Raw genomic sequence first — 18508 nt, 5'->3', positions numbered from 1 at the left:
AATGTAACATAAAGAGACTACAAACATAAGCCAAAAACAAAAAAAGCCGCCTCACGCCCCGACAAAATGATACCAGGAGTAAGGCAACTTGAGTTATCATTTTCTATTTACCACTACATTTTCATAGCATTTTCCCATCAGAAGAATGGAGAGAAAACTCGTAAAAAGTCCCTTTTTTATTTACTTTAGCCACAATAGAATCCGTCCCCTTTTGGGAGAACGTATATTGATTTCCTTGAACATTCACTTTATAGCCGGACACATTGATATTGAACAATAGTTGAACCTTAGGCTTGACCAGCTTCAATGCTTCGGCGGCGGTATATTTTGGACTTGCAAAAGATTTTTTGAAATCTGCGTCATCATTCCAGTCCATCCCAGAGGTGGATACAGCCAGCACTTTTCCAGTTACCGCTCCAATTTTGACCTCATTCGCCTCACTTGCATCCTCGAACGACCAATAAGAAAGCCCATTCTTCTCATCCTTGTAGCGTGAGGCATGCTGCACTGTGATTCGCTGTCCACTCACTCGCTTAAATGTGTTCATTGCACGGTTCAATAATACTGGGTCCACCTGTCTCAGCGCATAGTCCGCATTGACGGTAATAGCATTACCTTGATCCACATCAACATACAATGAGGAAGCTTTTTCTCCTGCCCCCCAGAATACCCAGTAATTCGAAGGCTTGTTGGACTGATAGGGGGATTTGACCCGCCAGAATGCTTCAAATTGTAAGGGACGCTTGCTGTCAAACGCTTTGGCGCTGTTTAATACTTTTGCCTTGAGTGGCGCGTTCATCGCCTTTCCCAAACTACTTATTTTATATCGTATAGTTGTAGAATCTACTCTGTTTTTCTCTTTATTATATTCTGTCTGCAACGTAGCTGTTCCGTCTTCCAATTCACCCTCGACAATCCAGGTTTTCCCCATATCCGTTACATCGTCAAATTGAAATGCAGCTTTTGAACCGATAAGTTCTTGTACTGCTTTTTCTAAACGGCTTACGACTGTCGGAGTTAGCGAGCCCACCTGCTTGTCCGTCGTTCCCGTGGCAGCAGGAATAGTCGCCGCTTGAACCGGAAGCGCGGTGGCTACTAGTATGAGGACTGCAACTGCTGAAATCCAACGAAATTTCCGCACTATGAACGGCCTCCTTATCGTTTTCTCATTTTCTATATTATACATTGTTCAGACGTCAAAAAAAGACAGAATATCGCTTGGTTCACCATTTCCCCAGTAAACAGCGGCATAAAAGGACAAAAAAAGAAGACCTACTCAGGTCTTCTTTCCCTTCACTTCTATATATTCTTAGGTATTTTACGGGCTATTCTTATCATTCACATCAATTCAGAATAGACGACCTTCGAATACAATCTCAGCCGGACCTGTCATATAAATGTGATTATCATCCTCGCTCCATTCAATATCCAGATCGCCGCCCTTTAGGCTTACCATGGCGCGGCGGTCGCTGTATCCATTTAGTACAGAAGCAACAAGCGTAGCACAGGCTCCAGTTCCACAGGCTAGCGTAGGTCCTGCTCCCCTCTCCCATACCCTCATATCTATATGCTTCCGACTCCGTACCGTGGCGAACTCAACATTTGTTTTTTTAGGGAACAATGGATGACACTCCAGCTTTGGCCCCCAGGCCTCCAGATCAAAGCTAGGCGCATCCTCAACATAAATGACACAGTGCGGATTTCCCATAGAAACAGCCGTAAAGCGAAAACCACTTCCTCCAGCTTCAATGGGCTCATCTATTACGTTAGTCAAATCGAGTGTAGTTGGAATTTTCAATCCTTCCAGAATCGGCTCTCCCATATCGACCTTTACCATTCGTACAGTTCCGTTTTCCACAGTCAGTTCAACCTGCTGCACACCTGCACCCAGCGTCTCAATCGTGATCTGTTCACGGTTGATATGCTTACGGTCATACACATATTTGGCAGCACAACGAATAGCGTTACCGCATTGCTCGGCCTCCGAGCCGTCCGAGTTAATGATGCGCATGCGAAAATCTGCTTTTTCAGATGGCAATATATATACCAATCCATCGGCGCCAATACCAAAATGTCGATCACATAGCCGAACAGCTAATTCCGAGGCGTCAGACGGCAATTCCTGATGCCCGTACCAAACGATAAAATCATTACCCAGACCATTCATTTTAGTGAATTCCATAGCTTCCTCCCGCCGTTGCTGCTGATCTCATGCTCCTCTTGAAGCTTTGACCCCATAATATCATACAGGGCAAAAGCGGGAAAGTGATGCGATATGCAAGACCCGAATTCTAGGCTGAGAACTTTGTACGTCCCGCTGAAAATCGTGTATTTCCGCCGTGACGACGGTTACGTCGACCGCCCCATACACTTCCCGCTCCCATCAGGAACGTAGGAATGCCAGCTGCGACAATAGATAGTGCCCATTCACGTAAACCAAGAGGTACCGTTTTGAAAATAGGTTGCAGCACAGGCACATACATTACAACCAGCATCAGTACAATGGAGGACAGTACGGCAAGCACGAGATAACTATTTTGAAACGGATTACGATGGAAAACGGAGCGGGAGCTACGGCAATCAAATACATGAATTAACTGCGCCAGCACTAACGTAGCAAATGCAACCGACTGCGCTTTGATCAATTGCCCTGCATCATTCGGAGCAATCCGTAATGTCAACCAAAAGGCCGCAAGTGTACATAGGCCAATCAACAGACCGCGACTAATAATTTTCCAGCCCAGTCGACGTGCAAAAATATTTTCCTTTGCGCCACGAGGCTTATGCTCCATAAGATCCTTTTCCGGCTGATCCACACCCAGAGCCATCGCTGGCAAACCGTCAGTTACCAGGTTCACCCACAAAATCTGAATGGGTAACAAAGGTAGCGGCAGCCCAGCCATCATGGCAAAGAACATCGTCAAAATTTCGCCAACATTGGAGGCGAGTAGATAACGAATGAATTTACGGATGTTCTCGTAAATATTTCGTCCTTCCTCAATTGCCGCTACAATCGTTGAGAAATTATCGTCACTCAGTACAAGTGCAGCTGCTTCTTTGGTCACGTCTGTTCCTGTAATGCCCATGGCAATACCGATATCCGATGCCTTGATCGCAGGTGCGTCATTGACGCCATCTCCGGTCATAGCTACGACATGTCCGCGTCTTTGCAGCGACTTGACAATTCTCAGCTTGTGTTCCGGCGACACCCGCGCATACACAGAGACGGTATCAACAACGTTATCCAACGCCGCATCATCCATGAGAGACAGTTGCTGTCCTGTCAATACATTTGAGCCGCGTTGGAGAATGCCCAGCTGCTGTGCAATGGCCTCCGCAGTTGTGCCATGATCGCCCGTAATCATCACCGTGCGAATGCCGGCACGACGGCACTTGCCAATGGCCTCGCGAACCTCGCGGCGTGGCGGATCAATCATGCCGGTCAGGCCGATAAAAATCAGCTGTGTTTCAGCCTCCTCAACCGTAGAGACACGCTCATGCGAGCGGATATCACGGTAAGCGACGCCAAGTACACGCAGCGCCTCCGATGCCATACCTTCATTGGCTGCCAATACCTTTTGGCGCAGCGTACCCGTTAACGGAACGACATTCCCTTCCCATAAAATGTAAGAGCACTGACCCAGTAGCACGTCTGGCGCTCCTTTGGCAAATACAATATGTCCTCCCTGGTGGCGTACGAGTACCGACATCCGCTTCCGATCTGAGTCAAAAGGAAATTCTCGCTCCCGTGTGTACAGTTCGTATAGCCCTTGTCGCGTGACTCCGCCTTTGGCAGCTAACGTGACCAGCGCTCCTTCTGTCGGATCACCTTTCAGCTCCCAAACAGCGGAAGGCGTCGGCTCTTTGGTTTTCTTTTTTGAACGCAGCTCATCTATGTCAGCTTGAACAATCTCCGCATTATTACAAAGTACACTAGCTTGCAGCAATCTACGCAAGGATTGTCCGTTTTTTAGGTCGGCCGGAAGATCCCTGTCCATAATATGACCGTGTGGATCATAACCTTCCCCGGTAACTCCCCAGAAACGACCATCCAGCCACAGCTTGGTGACTGTCATTTTATTTTGGGTCAGTGTGCCCGTTTTGTCAGAGCAAATGACAGACGCACAGCCGAGCGTCTCAACGGAAGGCAGCTTGCGCACAATGGCCTTGCGTTTGATCATACGCTGTACACCCAAAGCGAGTGCAATGGTTACAATCGCGGGCAATCCTTCTGGTATGGCTGCCACAGCCAAGCTCACGCCGGCCAAAAACATGCTCATGGCTGGCTGACCATGCAAAATACCCGCTATGACCACGAGCACGGTTAGCGCTAACGCCACAATAATCAAAATTTTGCCCAACTGTTCCAGTCTGTGCTGTAACGGTGTCTCCTGCGACTCCGTATTTTCGATCAAGTCTGCGATCTTTCCCATTTCGGTACTCATGCCTGTGCGAATGACCACGCCTTGTGCGGTGCCTCTGGTCATCATGGTGCCCATAAAACCGATGTTCTTTTGGTCCCCAAGAGGTACTTCGGCGGCATGAATAGGACGGGAATGCTTACTCACCGGAACCGATTCACCTGTCAGGGCAGACTCCTCGACATCACAGCCGTTTGTACTCAACCACCTTACATCTGCAGGGATACGATCACCACTTTCCAGCAGCACGATATCGCCCGGCACCAGTTCTCTGGCCTGAACATGTATTCGTTTGCCGCCTCGCAGCACCTTGGCGGTTGGAGCCGAAAGCTGTCTTAAAGCTCGCAATGAACGTTCAGCTCTGAATTCCTGCACAAAGCCGAGAATTCCATTTAGCACAACGATAGCAATAATGGTAATCGCATCCAGATACTCGCCGAGTAGGCCAGAGATCAGGGTCGCTCCCATCAATACAAGCATCATAAAATCCTTGAACTGGTTGAGCAGCAGCAAAATTGCCGAAACACGCTTGCCCTCGCTCAGCTCATTCCAACCCGTCCTTTCTCTTCGTTCCGCAATCTGTTCCTCCGAAAGACCCTGCTTCGGGTCGACTTCCAGACTAGTTGAAAGCTGTTCATTGCTTAATTGGTGCCAGTGTGCTTGTTCCATTCTCCCCAATTCCCTCCCGGTCAGATAGTCCGTTTCCGTCGGTTGTGCGTAGGATGGCTGCCCGTTATTCTATTTTTGTGCCACGATTGCTGATATGCTGGACAGACTTTCTTGATTCAATCTATTCGGACAGGACTCGAAATATCACAAAGCCGCTTAAGTTTTGTCCCAAAGTTATGTATCATAGAAGGAAGGCGAAAATACATTTGCTTCAAAGGAGAACATACATTATGGCATTGGACGGAATCGTAACCCGCGCTATCGTACACGAACTGCAAGCCATCCGGGGCGGGCGCATTAATAAAATACATCAGCCAAACGAACGCGATATCGTGCTGAACCTGCGGGCACAAGGCGGGAGTGTAAAGCTGTTGCTGTCGGCTAATCCGACATTTCCGCGCGTACATTTTACAGAGCAAAGCTTTCTCAATCCGACAGAAGCTCCCATGTTTTGTATGCTTCTTCGCAAACATTGCGAAGGAGGCATTATTGAGAACATCACGCAGGTGGGCATGGAGCGCATTATTCATATGAATATACGTCAGCGTGATGAGCTGGGGGATATTTCATTGAAGCGCATTATTATTGAAGTGATGGGTAGACATAGCAACATTATTTTGCTTGACCCGGAAACAGGTATGATGCTGGACGGCATTCATCATGTCACACCCTCTATCAGCAGCTATCGGGTCGTTATGCCAGGCTTTCAATATACGGAACCTCCTGAACAAAATAAGCTGAATCCACTAGAAGTCGAAGAAGCAGCCTTCATCTCCTCGTATCAAGCAGCCCTTGAGGCCGAAGAAGCTCCCAAACGCTGGCTCGTGAACACTTTTACCGGACTTAGTCCCCTCATTGCTGAAGAGATACTAATCCGAGCATCTAACGAAGAAGCATCTGGTGACAAGGATCGTCGACTGTGGAGGACATTCAGTGACATTATGGATGACGTGCGGAATCATCGTTTTCAGCCAGTATCTGGACTGAACGCACAAGATAAAGTAATATTTTCAGCCATTCCACTGACGCTGATCGAAGGAGAACGTAAGGAATACGCTACCATCAGTGAGTGTATGGAGGACTTTTTCGGTGAAAAAGCAGAAAGGGACACGGTTAAGCAAAAGGTTAGCGACCTACTGCGGTTTCTACAAAACGAGCGGAGCAAAAACGTAAAAAAACTCGATCATCTCCATCAAGATTTGGCTGAAGCGGAAGATGCCGATCAATTTCGGATTTACGGAGAGCTGCTGTTCGCTTCACTGCATGAGGTAAAAAAGGGAGACAAGGAAGTAACACTCACTAACTTTTATGACGAGGAACAGGGTGCGATCACCATTCCATTGGACCCGCTACTCAACCCTTCAGATAATGCACAACGTTATTTTAAAAAGTATAACAAATATAAAAACAGCCTGGCTGTCATTGACGAACAACTAGCAAAAACACACGAAGAAATTCGTTATATGGACAATCTTCTTCAGCAGCTAGCCCATGCCTCTATTAACGACATTGAGGAAATACGTGAAGAGCTGGTTCAGCAGGGCTATCTCAGAGATCGGGTTAAAAAAGGAAAGAAAAAGAAGAAAAATGACCGCCCGACCTTGCACGTATATACATCATCCGAAGGCATCGAGCTGCTGGTCGGCAAAAATAACTTGCAGAATGAATATGTGACCAATCGACTGGCCGGACCCAATGACACGTGGCTGCATACAAAGGATATTCCAGGGTCACACGTCGTTATTCGTGCCGAGAAATTCGGAGACGCAACGTTGGAGGAAGCTGCTCAACTGGCTGCCTATTTCAGCCAAGCCAAGCAGTCTAGCAGCGTACCTGTAGATGCCACTTTGATTCGGTATGTACGCAAGCCAAGCGGTGCGAAGCCCGGCTTTGTCATCTACGATCATCAGCGTACGCTCTTTATCACACCTGATGAGGAACTGGTCAAAAAGCTGCCGAACCGCATCAAAAACGGCTAGGTTCCACCAGCATATGGAATCTACAAAAAAAGCCCTTCGCCCGTTGCACGTACACTTCTAGTGTTCCATGCGGTAGGCAAGGGGCTTTTTCTCATTTACTTTTGTCCAACAGCAGCCTTTCTCAATTCCTCGACAACCTGACCTTCCACACTACGGCTACCCAGATCACCGTGGAAAATCACACCTTGGCGCGCACCGTGAAAATCCGAGCCGCCTGTTGCGATAAGCCCATAGTGCAGCGCCATTGCAGTATATCGGCTCTCAGCCTCAGCATCATGGTCTGAATGGCTCACCTCCAACCCTACAGGCTTCGCTGCCTCTATAATGGAGCGCACCAGTTCATCATTTCCATACAAGCCAGGGTGGGCCACTACAGGCACACCTCCTGCTTCACGAATCCAGCTTATAGCCTCCGCAGGCTCTACACGGGGTACAGATACGTATCCGGGCGCACCTTCTGCCAAGTAACGGTCAAACGCATCACGCATGTCCTTCGCGTAACCTTTTTGAACCAGGGTATCTGCCATATGCGGACGTCCAATGCTTTCATCTGGCGCTAGTGGTCTGCCCATTGTAGCCACCACCTCATCTAGCGTGATTTCCAGGCCCAAGCTACGCAATCGACTCAAAATCAAATCATTACGGGTATCCCGCGCCTGTCTCAGCTTTTCCAACCGTTCCAAAAATATTTTATTACGGTAATCCATAAAATAACCTAATATATGAATATCTTTGCCACCAGCACGTGTACTGATTTCCACACCCGGCACCACGGTCATTCCAATGCGTCTTCCCTCCTCCAAGGCTTCCTCCAAACCGGCCACCGTATCATGATCTGTAATAGCCACACCGGCCAACCCTTTTTCCTTCGCCCAGCGCACATTATCAGCAGGTGATTGCATACCGTCAGATGCTTGGGTGTGTGTATGTAGATCATATCGTTGTGAATTAATCTGTTCCTTCATTACGCAATTGCTCCTCCTCTTTCATCACTACAAGTTTGTCCTGCGAGTCCTCGAATACGTCCAATCCCTGATCATGACGACGCAAGTAAGATAAAAAAGTTACTACCGGGATTGGCAACAAAGCTGATTTCAGATGAATCGCATAAAACTCTCGTTTGAAGGTAATATCTGAAATATTTACAATTTTCAACAACCCGAGCGCAACCTCGTGTTTGACTGAAGAAGGTGACAGCATGGTAATCCCCAGTCCTGCCTCTACCGCTGATTTGACCGCTCCAGTGCTGCCCATCTCCATTACAATATCAAGTCGAGAGGCATCCGCACCACGATTTTTGAGCCCGTCTTCTATGACTTGTCGTGTACCAGAACCTTTTTCTCTAGCTACAAAAGGATGCTTGAATACATCTTCTAAAACTACTTTTTTGGCCTTGGCTAACACATGCCCCGAAGGAACAATCAGCTTCAGTTCGTCCTGCATCACAGATTCCACCACAATATCCGGGTGTTGAACCGGGGCCTCAATCAGCCCTAAATTCAACTGATGCTTTAGTATATCATCCATAATTTGAGTCGTATTCATTACATTCATTGCCATGCGTATGTGAGGGTACTCCTGACCAAACGGGCCCAACATTCTTGGCACAATATATTCACCAATCGTTAGGCTGGCGCCAATATGCAATCTTCCCTCCAGCATGTGAGTAAAAGCAGACATTGCCTCGTCAGCTTCCCTGATCAGTTGCATACTTCTTTTTGCAAAAGGAAGTAATGTCGCTCCTGCCTCCGAAAGCTCAATTTTTTTAGTCGATCGGTGCAGTAGCTTCGTGCCAAAATAATCTTCCAAAGATTGAATTTGCATCGTCACCGCAGGTTGCGTCATATGCAGCGCTTGCGCCGCCGCCGAGAAGCTTCCGCGCTCCGCTACGGTATAAAAAATGTGCAGCTGATGAAAGTTCATATTGACAGCCCTCTCCCCTCTGATCTCCTTATTTTAGCATAAGAAAAACGTCTGCGAACAATTTCCGAGTAAACTTACCGAAATGAGGAGTATATGCTTGCAAAATAAAAAAGCATGCAGCTGATAACTGCATACTTCTACTCAAACTCGACGGTGTCAATGAGCGCGGTTTTAATGGAACCGTTCGCCAAATCACCGTCTATTTTTGCTTACGACTGCTTTTCATCAGTGTCATGCGCCGCGAATGGCGCAACCATGAATAGTAGGATTTTAAGTCCCTCAATTCGATAGTCTCTGACATCCGACCCAAAAAGGTAATAATAATCATCTTATGAAGCGGATTTCCCGCAATGTCCATCTCACCTGGCAACTCACCAAATTCGGCGACAACGACCAGATCACCATCAATTAAATATACATCCTCTTCATTATGATAGTAGGACTCCATCCTGTTTTGCTTCAGGCATTCCCAAAGCCAGGCGGCGATATGATTCGTCTCGGACTGTTTCTGCTCTACCCGATCTAAATAACGTGTTTTCGCATGATTTGTAATCACGATATCGGCGACTTTCTTATCGCCCATCTCCACGTAGAACGGTTCGTATGTACTCCATCGCTGCATTGCCTTGTCACGCACGGGATCACTCTCCCCACCAGATAGGTCTTTATATCTACCAATATATTCATATGTTACCTCAACAGACCCGGGACTACAAGTTACAAAATTGAAGTTTATGGGTGTTTTTTAAAGATTTTTTAGGTCTAACAGCATTAAGATTAGTATGCAAAAGTCCTGGCTTCACAAAAAAAAGCCAGCCCGTAGGCTGACCTTTTTTAAGAATTCTGAATGTATAGACAATCAAAGCTTATATTTCATATTCTTTCATCTTTTCCTTATCGTCGTTGTACTCCGTCCTAATCTCATTTCGGAAAGAGCGCTCAACCTTACGTACATAGGAAAGTCTGCGAATATTTTTAACGGTGTCCTCTGCCCGATCCGCATTCATATAAATAACTACATAATGCATACGCTTTGAAATATAGTGGACATTTCCGTATTTCTCCAGATTGCGGGCAGCCTTGATATCGCTTACCCAAATGATGTACCCTGTCCGCTCGGCAAACATTCGCTTCATCTCCCCTCCGTATCATTCCTATGGCCTATCCGCAGGAGCATTTTCCTCCGCTGCCGCATCCGCCCTTTTTCACATTCGGATCGTTGCTCGGCACCTTAATGGTCTCGGACACGGAATATGCAATTGTTTCAGACATGGCATGAAGCATATCATCCAGCGCCTTTTCGGCCCGTTTGAACTCCTTAACAGCCTCAAATTGTTCCAGCTCCAGTTCAACGACCTGCACTGCGTCCTTCGCTTCATGATAGTTGGGATGAAAATGCCCAAAACGCTCCGTTTCAGCGAAAAGCTCCTTTTTGGCATCCAGCTTGCGTACACACGCCTGAATAGACGGATTCAATTCCACACGCTGCTTCCAATATAAATAATCCGATACCTCAAAGGACCGGTTGACCATATCGCCCAATTCATAGGCGTTAATAAGCACTTCTGCCATATTGACCGTGTTCAATTCGGCTACGCTCATGAATGTCATCTCACTTTATATAAAGTTCTACCCAATAAAAGTAGACTCATTTATCATACCACATCCTTCTTTTGAGAAGAAGGAGTTTCATGCACTTCCTGACACGACTATGTAAAAGGAACCAACAACCTCATATCGGACCAATCCCTTGGCTGCAAGGTCGCACGAGAAGGTGTTTCCTCATCCATTCCTGAGGCGTACCAGCCTGTGACACTCCAGGGATCGCCAGAAACCACCGATTCCGGTATCCATTTAACCTCTTTCCCGCTGATACGCAATCCCACCGCCGCCTGCCAACGGATCGCTTGCTCCATCAACTGCCTGGAAGTGGACGTATGGTAACTCCTCCATTCTTTTGTCCATGAAGAGGGTACTGTAGATCTTTCTGGAAAATAGTCAGACGGATCAGGAAGGGTGTGCTCTTGTTCATAGAAATGCAACGTACGCCCTGTGTAAACCAGACCAGCTCTTCCCTCTTGTGAAAATAGGGAACGGCCTGCTTCTAGGTTCTCTGTCTCCGTCAAAAGTGGATAATGATGAGCTGGCTCATCCGCACCTTTTGGCTCAAGACGCGGACTTAATCCAATTGTAGCGAGCGCTTTTCGTATTTTGTCAGCAGAGCGCACGGGGATAATAAAATCTTTGTCACCGAGTCGCTCCAGTAATCCTTCCAGTGCAGGATGACGCGCAACCATGTCCGCATCCTCCTGAGTACCGCATCGCAGAAGTGTCACCGTCGCAAAAGCCGTTCGTCCGACATCGCCTGCCCACTGCTTTACTGCCAGCCGTACATGTTCTGGCACCCCTGTCCGACTGTACTTGTCCAAAAGAGCAGGAATCGCCTTAGACTCCATGCCCAGCTCGATTGCCTCTGTAATACTCTCTCTGGTAATCCGATATACTACCATCCGGTCTCCTGTCACACGTTCACAGCAGCATTCCAATCGCCAGCGCACATCATATGCGACATCTGGCGGCACTAATATTTCAAAATCAGGCTGCACATAAAAGGCACCTTGCTCTTGATGTGTATCCTCGTCATGATAGGGACGAAGCAGATCTGTCACAGAGACATTCCAGCGAAAACACAATTCACCTGATGTGGTCTGACCCCAATCCCCCATTCCAAAAGCCGTCAGGGCCTTCAACCAACCCTTTATATCTTCCATAAAAGGTCCATTGAAATTACAATCAGATACCGTTTCCTCCGCAGGCCCTTCGAGATTTGCGATTGTAGGAACAATGTCTATAAGGGTACCGTTCGTAGAATCATTTCCCTTTAAACGATTCTGCGGCATTAAGCCTACCTGAAGCATCCGTTGCAGCAGACATTGAATAGATACCCATCCATCCGTACCTACATACTGCGAGACGGCACACAGCATATAGCGAAAATGCTGTATGGGCGCTTCAGCCTTGCCGTACCTTTCCATGAGGGTGGCAAAAATATGCTTGCGCATTTGCCCAGCAGACAAGCGAATCCATGTCGCCAGTTCCGCTTCCTGAATGCGGAAAGACACAGTTTCTTTCACTAGCAGGCCCAAACTAAGTAGTAAATCGATCATGACCACCGTTTGTACTGGATACAGCTCGGCATGTGCATAATGCAACCCAAGTCCTTCCAGGTCCTCTGGACGAAAGGGGGTCAGTTCATTTAATTTTTGCAATGACCGCTTATGTATGGTTCCTTTGGCCGTCAAAGGAACCCCCTGTATTGCAATACGTGACAACACATGCAGCAACTCCGACTCCAGTCCTGTCATTGCTTCATGTACTGTTATCGGATGATCCGTATGTATCCCGTTCATTGGAGTTTGCTTTAACAGCATATCGTACAGAGCGGGTAGTCGATCAATCGGAATATATAAAATCCGCTCACCCCACGATTTGGTGACTGCCTCCAGCCACCCCCGGGTGCGAAGCCCATGCAGTGCCAGTTTTGTTTCGACTCCGCTTAAGGCACCTTGGGTAAGCTGCACAGGCTCCTCTTCCCTCATAGGTTGTGCAGCATGCCGGATAAAGCATCGTTTAAGCACCAGCAGTTCATCCGCTGAAAGCTCATTCCAGCTGCCTTGCGTATTCGTTACGCCCATCCTTGATTAGGCCTCCTTTTTCTTTCCGCCATCTTCTGTCTCATCCTCCTGGCTTCTGCTAGCCATTGTCCTATCAAACCTGCGAACCGCATATTCATAGCCCTGCTCAATCAGAAACAGCTGACGACGTGCTGCAAAATCCGTCTCCTTACTGTTCTCTGTCACTAATGCATAAAAATAAGCTTTATTCTCGCCTGGCTTTGGTCGTAAAATGCGGCCAAGTCGCTGCGCTTCTTCCTGACGTGAGCCAAAGCTACCCGATACTTCTATGGCCACCGCTGCATCCGGCAAATCCACCGCAAAGTTCGCCACCTTGGATACCAACAGGGTTTGAATACTGCTCTTGCGAAACGCATCGAACCAACGCACCCGCTCACTCTGAGTCATGGATCCCGTAATCAGTGGAACGTCCAGCTCCTGAGCTAATTTACGTAACTGGTCTAAATATTGACCAATAATAAGCGTGGGTAGACCCTTGTGTTTCTCCATTAGACTGCGTACTGCCTCCAGCTTAGCCGGATTTTCGGCTGCAATTCGGTATTGCTGTCTGCCTTCAGCGCGCATACTTCGCTCCAAAAGGTCAGCGGTCATGGGCAAACGCAGCTCTACACAATCGACCTGAGCAATCCAGCCCTGTCGTTCCAGTTCCTTCCACGGCATATCGTACCGTTTGGGTCCAATTAAAGAGAACACATCCCGCTCACACCCGTCCTCTCGAACTAACGTAGCTGTTAATCCCAAACGACGGGTAGCCTGAATATCAGCCGTCGCTCGAAATACTGGCGCAGGCAGCAAATGTACCTCATCATATATAATGAGTCCCCACTTCCGCTCACTCAGTAGCTTCATATGTTCAAACTCTCCGTCTTTGGTGCGACGATGCGTCAAAATCTGGTAGGTTGCCACCGTTATCGGTCGCACCTCCTTTTTCTGACCACTGTATTCCCCGATAGAATCGACAGGAATATTCGTCTTTTGCTTCAATTCTTCGATCCATTGCCGCACGGAGATAGTATTAGAAGTTAAAATAAGCACCTCACACTGAAGGCGATTCATCACTGCCATACCGATCACTGTTTTTCCAGCTCCACATGGGAGAACTAGTACACCACTCCCCCCTAAGCCGTCTGCACCTTCAAATGCATCAGCGGCTTTCACCTGGTAATCACGAAGCTGCAACTCCGTTTGTCCCTTTCCCAAGGTAAAACGAAGCAGATTCCCCTCAAGATAACCTGCCGTATCCACAACAGGATATCCCAAGCGAGTTAATTCCTGCTTGAGCAAGCCACGATTTTCGGGCGGTACGGATGCACTTGTCTCATTGGTGCGAAGCAAACCAAGCTGTTTTAGCTCTTTCTTGTTTAATAGCTCATCCAGTAAAGCTGGGGTCTCTGCCGTCAAGATCAAGTGATCCCCTATTGTGTATGTGTTGGTTTTACTCGCCTTTGTATCTCTGTCTGACTCTTGCTCATCACGATTCGCGTCAATCGTATCAGTGCCGTAAATTTGTTCTTCTTTTGCACTTGCCCGTGACAGCGTCAACGTCCCGTAACGAGATACAAGCTGTTCAATATCTCTCAACAAATCACGCGGAATATCCCAACGAGACATAGAGTGCAAACTATTTTGAATGTCCTCAGCACTCCACCCGAGAGCGGCCGCATTCCAGAGCGACAATGGAGTGATGTGATATGTATGAAAAGCGGACGGACTTTTTACCAGCTCTGCGTAAACCTGCAACTGTGAACGAGCCCATTCCGAATCGGGCAAACCCATTTCCAGCAGAACGGTAAAATCACGTTGTACAATACAAGGATGATCTGGGTTCATGACTACCTCCTGACACTCAAAAGTTCTATAATAAATAGCTTATCCGTTTATTCGCATATCAACCGGAATAGCAAGGAGTCCAACCCACACTCGGGTTGAACTCCTGATCAGAAGCTCGGGATAATGACCGTCCCAAACTGGTACCTGCTATATTATCCTTCTAGTGAACCTGCTCGGAAATTTGGCTAAGCGCCTCTCCAGCGTTGTCTGCAAAAATATTACGAACCGCTAAATCCCCAATCGAAACAATCCCGATCAGACGGTCTCCTTCCGTCACGGGCAAACGACGGATTTGCTGTTCTGCCATCAGTTCAGCTGCTTGGTCCACTGACATGTCAGCACTGGCTGTACGAATACCTGTTGTCATTACCGTATCCACCGAACCAGAACCAGAATTTTTAGCTGCGTAGCCGCGAATCACAAGGTCACGGTCTGTTACCACACCGATCAACTTATCACTGCCTTCGCTTTCCACAACTGGGATAAAACCAGTATCATTGTCTTTCATTTTGACCGCTATTTCGTAAATATTGTCCTGCGGGGTAACCGTTACACATTTTTTAGTCATAACTTCCTGAACCTTTTTCATGGGTACTCCCTCCTTTTCAAGAGTAGGGTACCCCATTTCATTCAGCTCATACTCCAGATTGGACCCTTCCCAATTTAGCTCGTATTAGCCGTTAATTGCCCCTTCTTTTCGTCCAGCAACATATCCGGTAGACATGGCAATAAACAGACGAACTGCGTTGATCATGGCATCCTCATCAAAATCAAATTTTGGATGGTGATGCGGATAAATTGCTCCTTTGGCCGGATTACCCGCCCCGACGAACATAAAACAACCTGGCACACGTTCCAAATAATACGCAAAATCTTCGGCAGGCATCAACTTTGGCGCTTCCTGTACATTCCCCTCGCCGAACACAGGCTTTGCTTCCTTAAAAAAGCGGGATGCTTCCTGGGCATCATTAACAACTGGCGGGTATCCCATAATGTAACGAATTTTTGCTGATGTCCCATATGTTGCTGCTGTAAGCTCAGTTACCTCATGCAATCGCTCTTTCATGACCGTCCGGGTCTGCTCATCAAACGTACGAATGGTTCCACTCAAGCGGCAGGTTTCTGCAATTATATTTTGCGCAGAGCCCCCTTGGATCGTTCCCACCGTCAACACAGCAGGCTTTAACGGGTCGACTGAACGGCTTACGATACTCTGCAGTTGCATAACAAGAGCTGAGCCTGCCACCACACTATCATTAGTGGACTGGGGCATACCGCCATGCCCACCCTTACCTGCAATTTCAATATAAAAATCGTCGGCAGCCGCCATCAACGGCCCTGCACAACTCGCAGCGGTCCCGACCGAGAAGGGTGTCCATAAATGGATGCCATAAATCACATCCACACCTTCCAGTACGCCATCTTTGATGACATTAACCGCACCCCCAGGCAGCAATTCCTCCGCAGGCTGGAACAAAAACCGGATTTCTCCCTCCAGCTCATCACGGTTCAGACTGTAATAGTATGCTGTCCCAAGCAAAACAGACGTATGTCCGTCATGTCCGCAAGCATGCATGGCCCCATCCACACTGGAGCGATATTCACATTCCTTTTCATCCTGAATAGGAAGAGCGTCCATATCGGCGCGTAACATAACCACAGGTCCAGGTTTGGCACCACGAATGGTACCTACAACACCGTGTCCCCCTACCTGTCGGCGAACATCTAATCCCCAGCTCTCTAGCTTATCCGCTACAAAAGCGGCAGTTTTACTTTCCTGAAAAGAAATTTCGGGATTCTTATGTAAATGTCTACGCCACTCCACCATGTTTTGTTGTAATTGATTAAACCAGGTTTGGTCCATCGCCTGTTGTGTCATTATGTTCCACCTCTCCTTTTAAAACATCGGGACAGCTTCCGATAAATCATGCAGCTTTACCCCATACGCGCCGTTTCTCTCAAGTCTTTATTTTTATCCTATTGTAGCAGATATGGAATTGTTGTGATATCTGTTGCTCCAGATGGTTGCAGAAGCCTATCAAACATACTATGATAAAATGGATAAACGATAAAATGATAAACGTCTGCGAGGAATATACCTTGCGGCGAATACCGGGGGAAGCTGATATGAGAAATACGAAGCCGGAGACTCGAAGAAGAGGGACACCGGATTTCCAATTGCTGATCCTCACTTTGTTGCTGGTTGGATTCGGTGTAATCATGGTATTTAGCTCCAGCTCCAGCGTAGCTCTGCTGAATAAAGAATACAATTTTGACTCTTTATATTTTGTAAAGCGCCAGTCCGCATTTGCTATACTTGGACTTTTTATTATGCTGGTAGCTATGAATATTAAGATGGAAAAATATAAAAAGCTTTTTGTGCCTTTATTTTTCATAACCATATTACTGCTAATCATCGTACTTTTTACAGGCTCTCTGAATGGCGCAAAAAGCTGGCTCAGATTTGGTAGTATTGGCTTCCAGCCAACAGAACTCGCAAAGATATCCATCATCCTTTACTTATCCGCACTGATTGTCAAAAAAGGAGATCGGTTTAGAGATTTGCGGACTGGCTACATACCTGTAACGGTCATTGTAGGCTCTGTCGCAGGACTCATCATGCTTCAACCGGATTTAGGCTCCTGCTTTATTTTGGTAGCCACCAGCGGCCTGATTATTTATGTTGGGGGAGCCAGCGTCAAACACATTACAGCATCAATCATCCTGCTCGTGCTAGGCGCTTCCATCGTATTTGGTATTGGATCGTTGTTTGGAGGAGATTCCGACAGCACAAATGGACAAGCTACTGCTGCCAAGCAAGATTATAAAATCGGACGCTTTCAAGCCTTTCTTAATCCCGAAAAGTATAGACAAGGCACAGGATACAATCTGGTGCAGTCCCTGCAAGCTATTGGCGAAGGCGGCTTAAACGGATCGGGATTTGGTAAAGGCATTATCAAGCTTCATTATCTGCCCAATTCGTTTAATGATTTTATCTTTTCAGTTATTGGTGAAGAATTCGGATTTATCGGAACAGCCATTTTCCTAATGCTATATTTGTATTTCATTTGGCGAGGCATGATCATTGCTCTGCGTTGCCATGATCCGTTCGGAACGTTGGTGGGCACTGGCATCATGGGTTTGATCGCCATTCAGGCCTTCATTAATATCGGTGGGGTAACCCAAACGATTCCAATCACTGGCGTAACTCTTCCGTTTATTAGCTTTGGTGGTTCCTCCCTGCTTGTCATGATGTTTTCTATGGGCATCATGCTCAGTATTTCTCGTGAGAACACCAAACAAGCAGTGCAAGAACGCACTACAGGGGTGACGGTCCGTAATGAAGTTCCCACTCGCTTTCAAACTCGTAGAACCAACCGTTACCGCTAAAAAAAAGAACTTCCATATGACCACTAATCACGGTGGCATTGGAAGTTCTTTTTTTGTATATGTATATAACTACAGGTCCGTCTGCAAAATGTTAACCAGCAGATTCACAAAACGAAAACTGGCGTTTTATAACCACCAGTTTTCGTGTTCTTATGCGGATTATCGCACGGAATTCCCGGCATCTATACCATTGGTGAAAAATGTCCATTTAGCATGCAGTGGTTCTATTACACTGCGTCGTCCTTGAACGCGACACCTTCCACTTTTACGTTCACTTCCACGACCCGCAACCCCGTCATGCTTTCGACGGCTTCTCGCACATTTTGCTGAAGAATTCGGGACACCTCATGAATAGGTGTTTCGTAGAGCACGATAATACGTAGATCAATGGCAGCTTCCAGTTGTCCAACCTCCACTGATACGCCCTTTTGCACATTTTTACCGCTCAGCCTTTTGGCCCAGCCTTCCGATAAGCCGCCTGACATTGCAGCAATGCCTGGTGTCTCTAATGCGGCCATCCCGGCAATTTTTCCTACGACATCGTTGGAAATCTTGATGTTTCCTGCTTCCAGTTGTTGAATTTGCTCTGCCATGACCTATG

The 18508-nt window shown here is 47.2% G+C and carries 15 protein-coding genes; 2 read left to right on the top strand and 13 right to left on the bottom strand.

Translation table 11 applies throughout. The annotated features are described in order from the left end of the window. Positions 1 to 121: 121 nt before the first annotated feature. The 3 genes from MMB75_RS03390 to MMB75_RS03380 all read right to left on the bottom strand — a co-directional run bounded on the left by MMB75_RS03390 (position 122) and on the right by MMB75_RS03380 (position 5090). A complete protein-coding gene (locus MMB75_RS03390) occupies positions 122 to 1141 on the bottom strand; it encodes a hypothetical protein (protein WP_031461721.1) in 1020 nt (339 codons plus the stop codon). A gap of 207 nt (positions 1142 to 1348) precedes the next feature. Further along, a complete protein-coding gene (dapF, locus tag MMB75_RS03385) occupies positions 1349 to 2182 on the bottom strand; it encodes a diaminopimelate epimerase (RefSeq protein ID WP_016822359.1) in 834 nt (277 codons plus the stop codon). 109 nt (positions 2183 to 2291) lie between these two features. After that, complete coding sequence (locus MMB75_RS03380) at positions 2292 to 5090, bottom strand: calcium-translocating P-type ATPase, SERCA-type (RefSeq protein ID WP_019687953.1); 2799 nt, start codon at positions 5088 to 5090, stop codon at positions 2292 to 2294. 230 nt (positions 5091 to 5320) lie between these two features. Between MMB75_RS03380 and MMB75_RS03375 the strand changes: the two genes are divergently transcribed. Beyond that, a complete protein-coding gene (locus MMB75_RS03375) occupies positions 5321 to 7069 on the top strand; it encodes an Rqc2 family fibronectin-binding protein (protein ID WP_016822361.1) in 1749 nt (582 codons plus the stop codon). Between the two features lie 95 nt (positions 7070 to 7164). On the opposite strand, the gene MMB75_RS03370 is transcribed toward MMB75_RS03375, so the two are convergent. The 9 genes from MMB75_RS03370 to MMB75_RS03330 all read right to left on the bottom strand — a co-directional run bounded on the left by MMB75_RS03370 (position 7165) and on the right by MMB75_RS03330 (position 16396). Further along, on the bottom strand, positions 7165 to 8034 hold the full coding sequence (locus MMB75_RS03370; RefSeq protein WP_016822362.1) for a PHP domain-containing protein: 870 nt from the start codon (positions 8032 to 8034) through the stop codon (positions 7165 to 7167). Beyond that, positions 8018 to 8992 carry a selenium metabolism-associated LysR family transcriptional regulator gene (locus tag MMB75_RS03365; protein WP_016822363.1) on the bottom strand — a complete coding sequence of 325 codons (975 nt, stop codon included), beginning with the start codon at positions 8990 to 8992 and terminating at the stop codon, positions 8018 to 8020. Before MMB75_RS03365 ends, MMB75_RS03370 begins: the two co-directional genes overlap by 17 nt. 199 nt (positions 8993 to 9191) lie before the next feature. Further along, complete coding sequence (locus MMB75_RS03360; protein ID WP_016822364.1) at positions 9192 to 9629, bottom strand: hypothetical protein; 438 nt, start codon at positions 9627 to 9629, stop codon at positions 9192 to 9194. Between the two features lie 229 nt (positions 9630 to 9858). Beyond that, positions 9859 to 10119 carry a YlbG family protein gene (locus MMB75_RS03355; protein WP_017427798.1) on the bottom strand — a complete coding sequence of 87 codons (261 nt, stop codon included), beginning with the start codon at positions 10117 to 10119 and terminating at the stop codon, positions 9859 to 9861. A gap of 34 nt (positions 10120 to 10153) precedes the next feature. After that, on the bottom strand, positions 10154 to 10594 hold the full coding sequence (locus MMB75_RS03350) for a YlbF/YmcA family competence regulator (RefSeq protein ID WP_016822365.1): 441 nt from the start codon (positions 10592 to 10594) through the stop codon (positions 10154 to 10156). Positions 10595 to 10701: 107 nt separating this feature from the next. Continuing rightward, complete coding sequence (locus MMB75_RS03345) at positions 10702 to 12687, bottom strand: helicase-associated domain-containing protein (RefSeq protein ID WP_016822366.1); 1986 nt, start codon at positions 12685 to 12687, stop codon at positions 10702 to 10704. A gap of 6 nt (positions 12688 to 12693) precedes the next feature. Further along, positions 12694 to 14517, bottom strand: coding sequence for a DNA repair helicase XPB (locus MMB75_RS03340; RefSeq protein ID WP_016822367.1), 1824 nt, complete (start codon positions 14515 to 14517; stop codon positions 12694 to 12696). A gap of 160 nt (positions 14518 to 14677) precedes the next feature. Continuing rightward, on the bottom strand, positions 14678 to 15106 hold the full coding sequence (locus MMB75_RS03335; RefSeq protein WP_013371865.1) for a CBS domain-containing protein: 429 nt from the start codon (positions 15104 to 15106) through the stop codon (positions 14678 to 14680). An 84-nt stretch (positions 15107 to 15190) separates the two neighbouring features. Beyond that, positions 15191 to 16396 (bottom strand): M20 family metallopeptidase, encoded by a 1206-nt coding sequence (locus MMB75_RS03330; RefSeq protein WP_016822368.1) that lies wholly within the window; start codon positions 16394 to 16396, stop codon positions 15191 to 15193. Between the two features lie 248 nt (positions 16397 to 16644). Here MMB75_RS03330 and ftsW point away from each other — a divergent pair, with 248 nt between their 5' ends. After that, the gene (gene ftsW, locus MMB75_RS03325) at positions 16645 to 17907 is read left to right on the top strand and encodes a putative lipid II flippase FtsW (protein WP_045244424.1); all 1263 of its coding nucleotides are present in this window, start codon (positions 16645 to 16647) and stop codon (positions 17905 to 17907) included. A gap of 227 nt (positions 17908 to 18134) precedes the next feature. On the opposite strand, the gene MMB75_RS03320 is transcribed toward ftsW, so the two are convergent. Beyond that, positions 18135 to 18500, bottom strand: a complete 366-nt coding sequence (locus MMB75_RS03320) for an Asp23/Gls24 family envelope stress response protein (protein WP_013310912.1) — start codon at positions 18498 to 18500, stop codon at positions 18135 to 18137. Positions 18501 to 18508 lie beyond the last annotated feature (8 nt).

This window comes from Paenibacillus sp. P2(2022) (assembly GCF_029522175.1).
Classification (GTDB): domain Bacteria; phylum Bacillota; class Bacilli; order Paenibacillales; family Paenibacillaceae; genus Paenibacillus; species Paenibacillus polymyxa.
The sequence above is the reverse complement of the archived record's forward strand: the minus strand, read 5'-3'. Positions and strand labels throughout refer to the sequence as shown.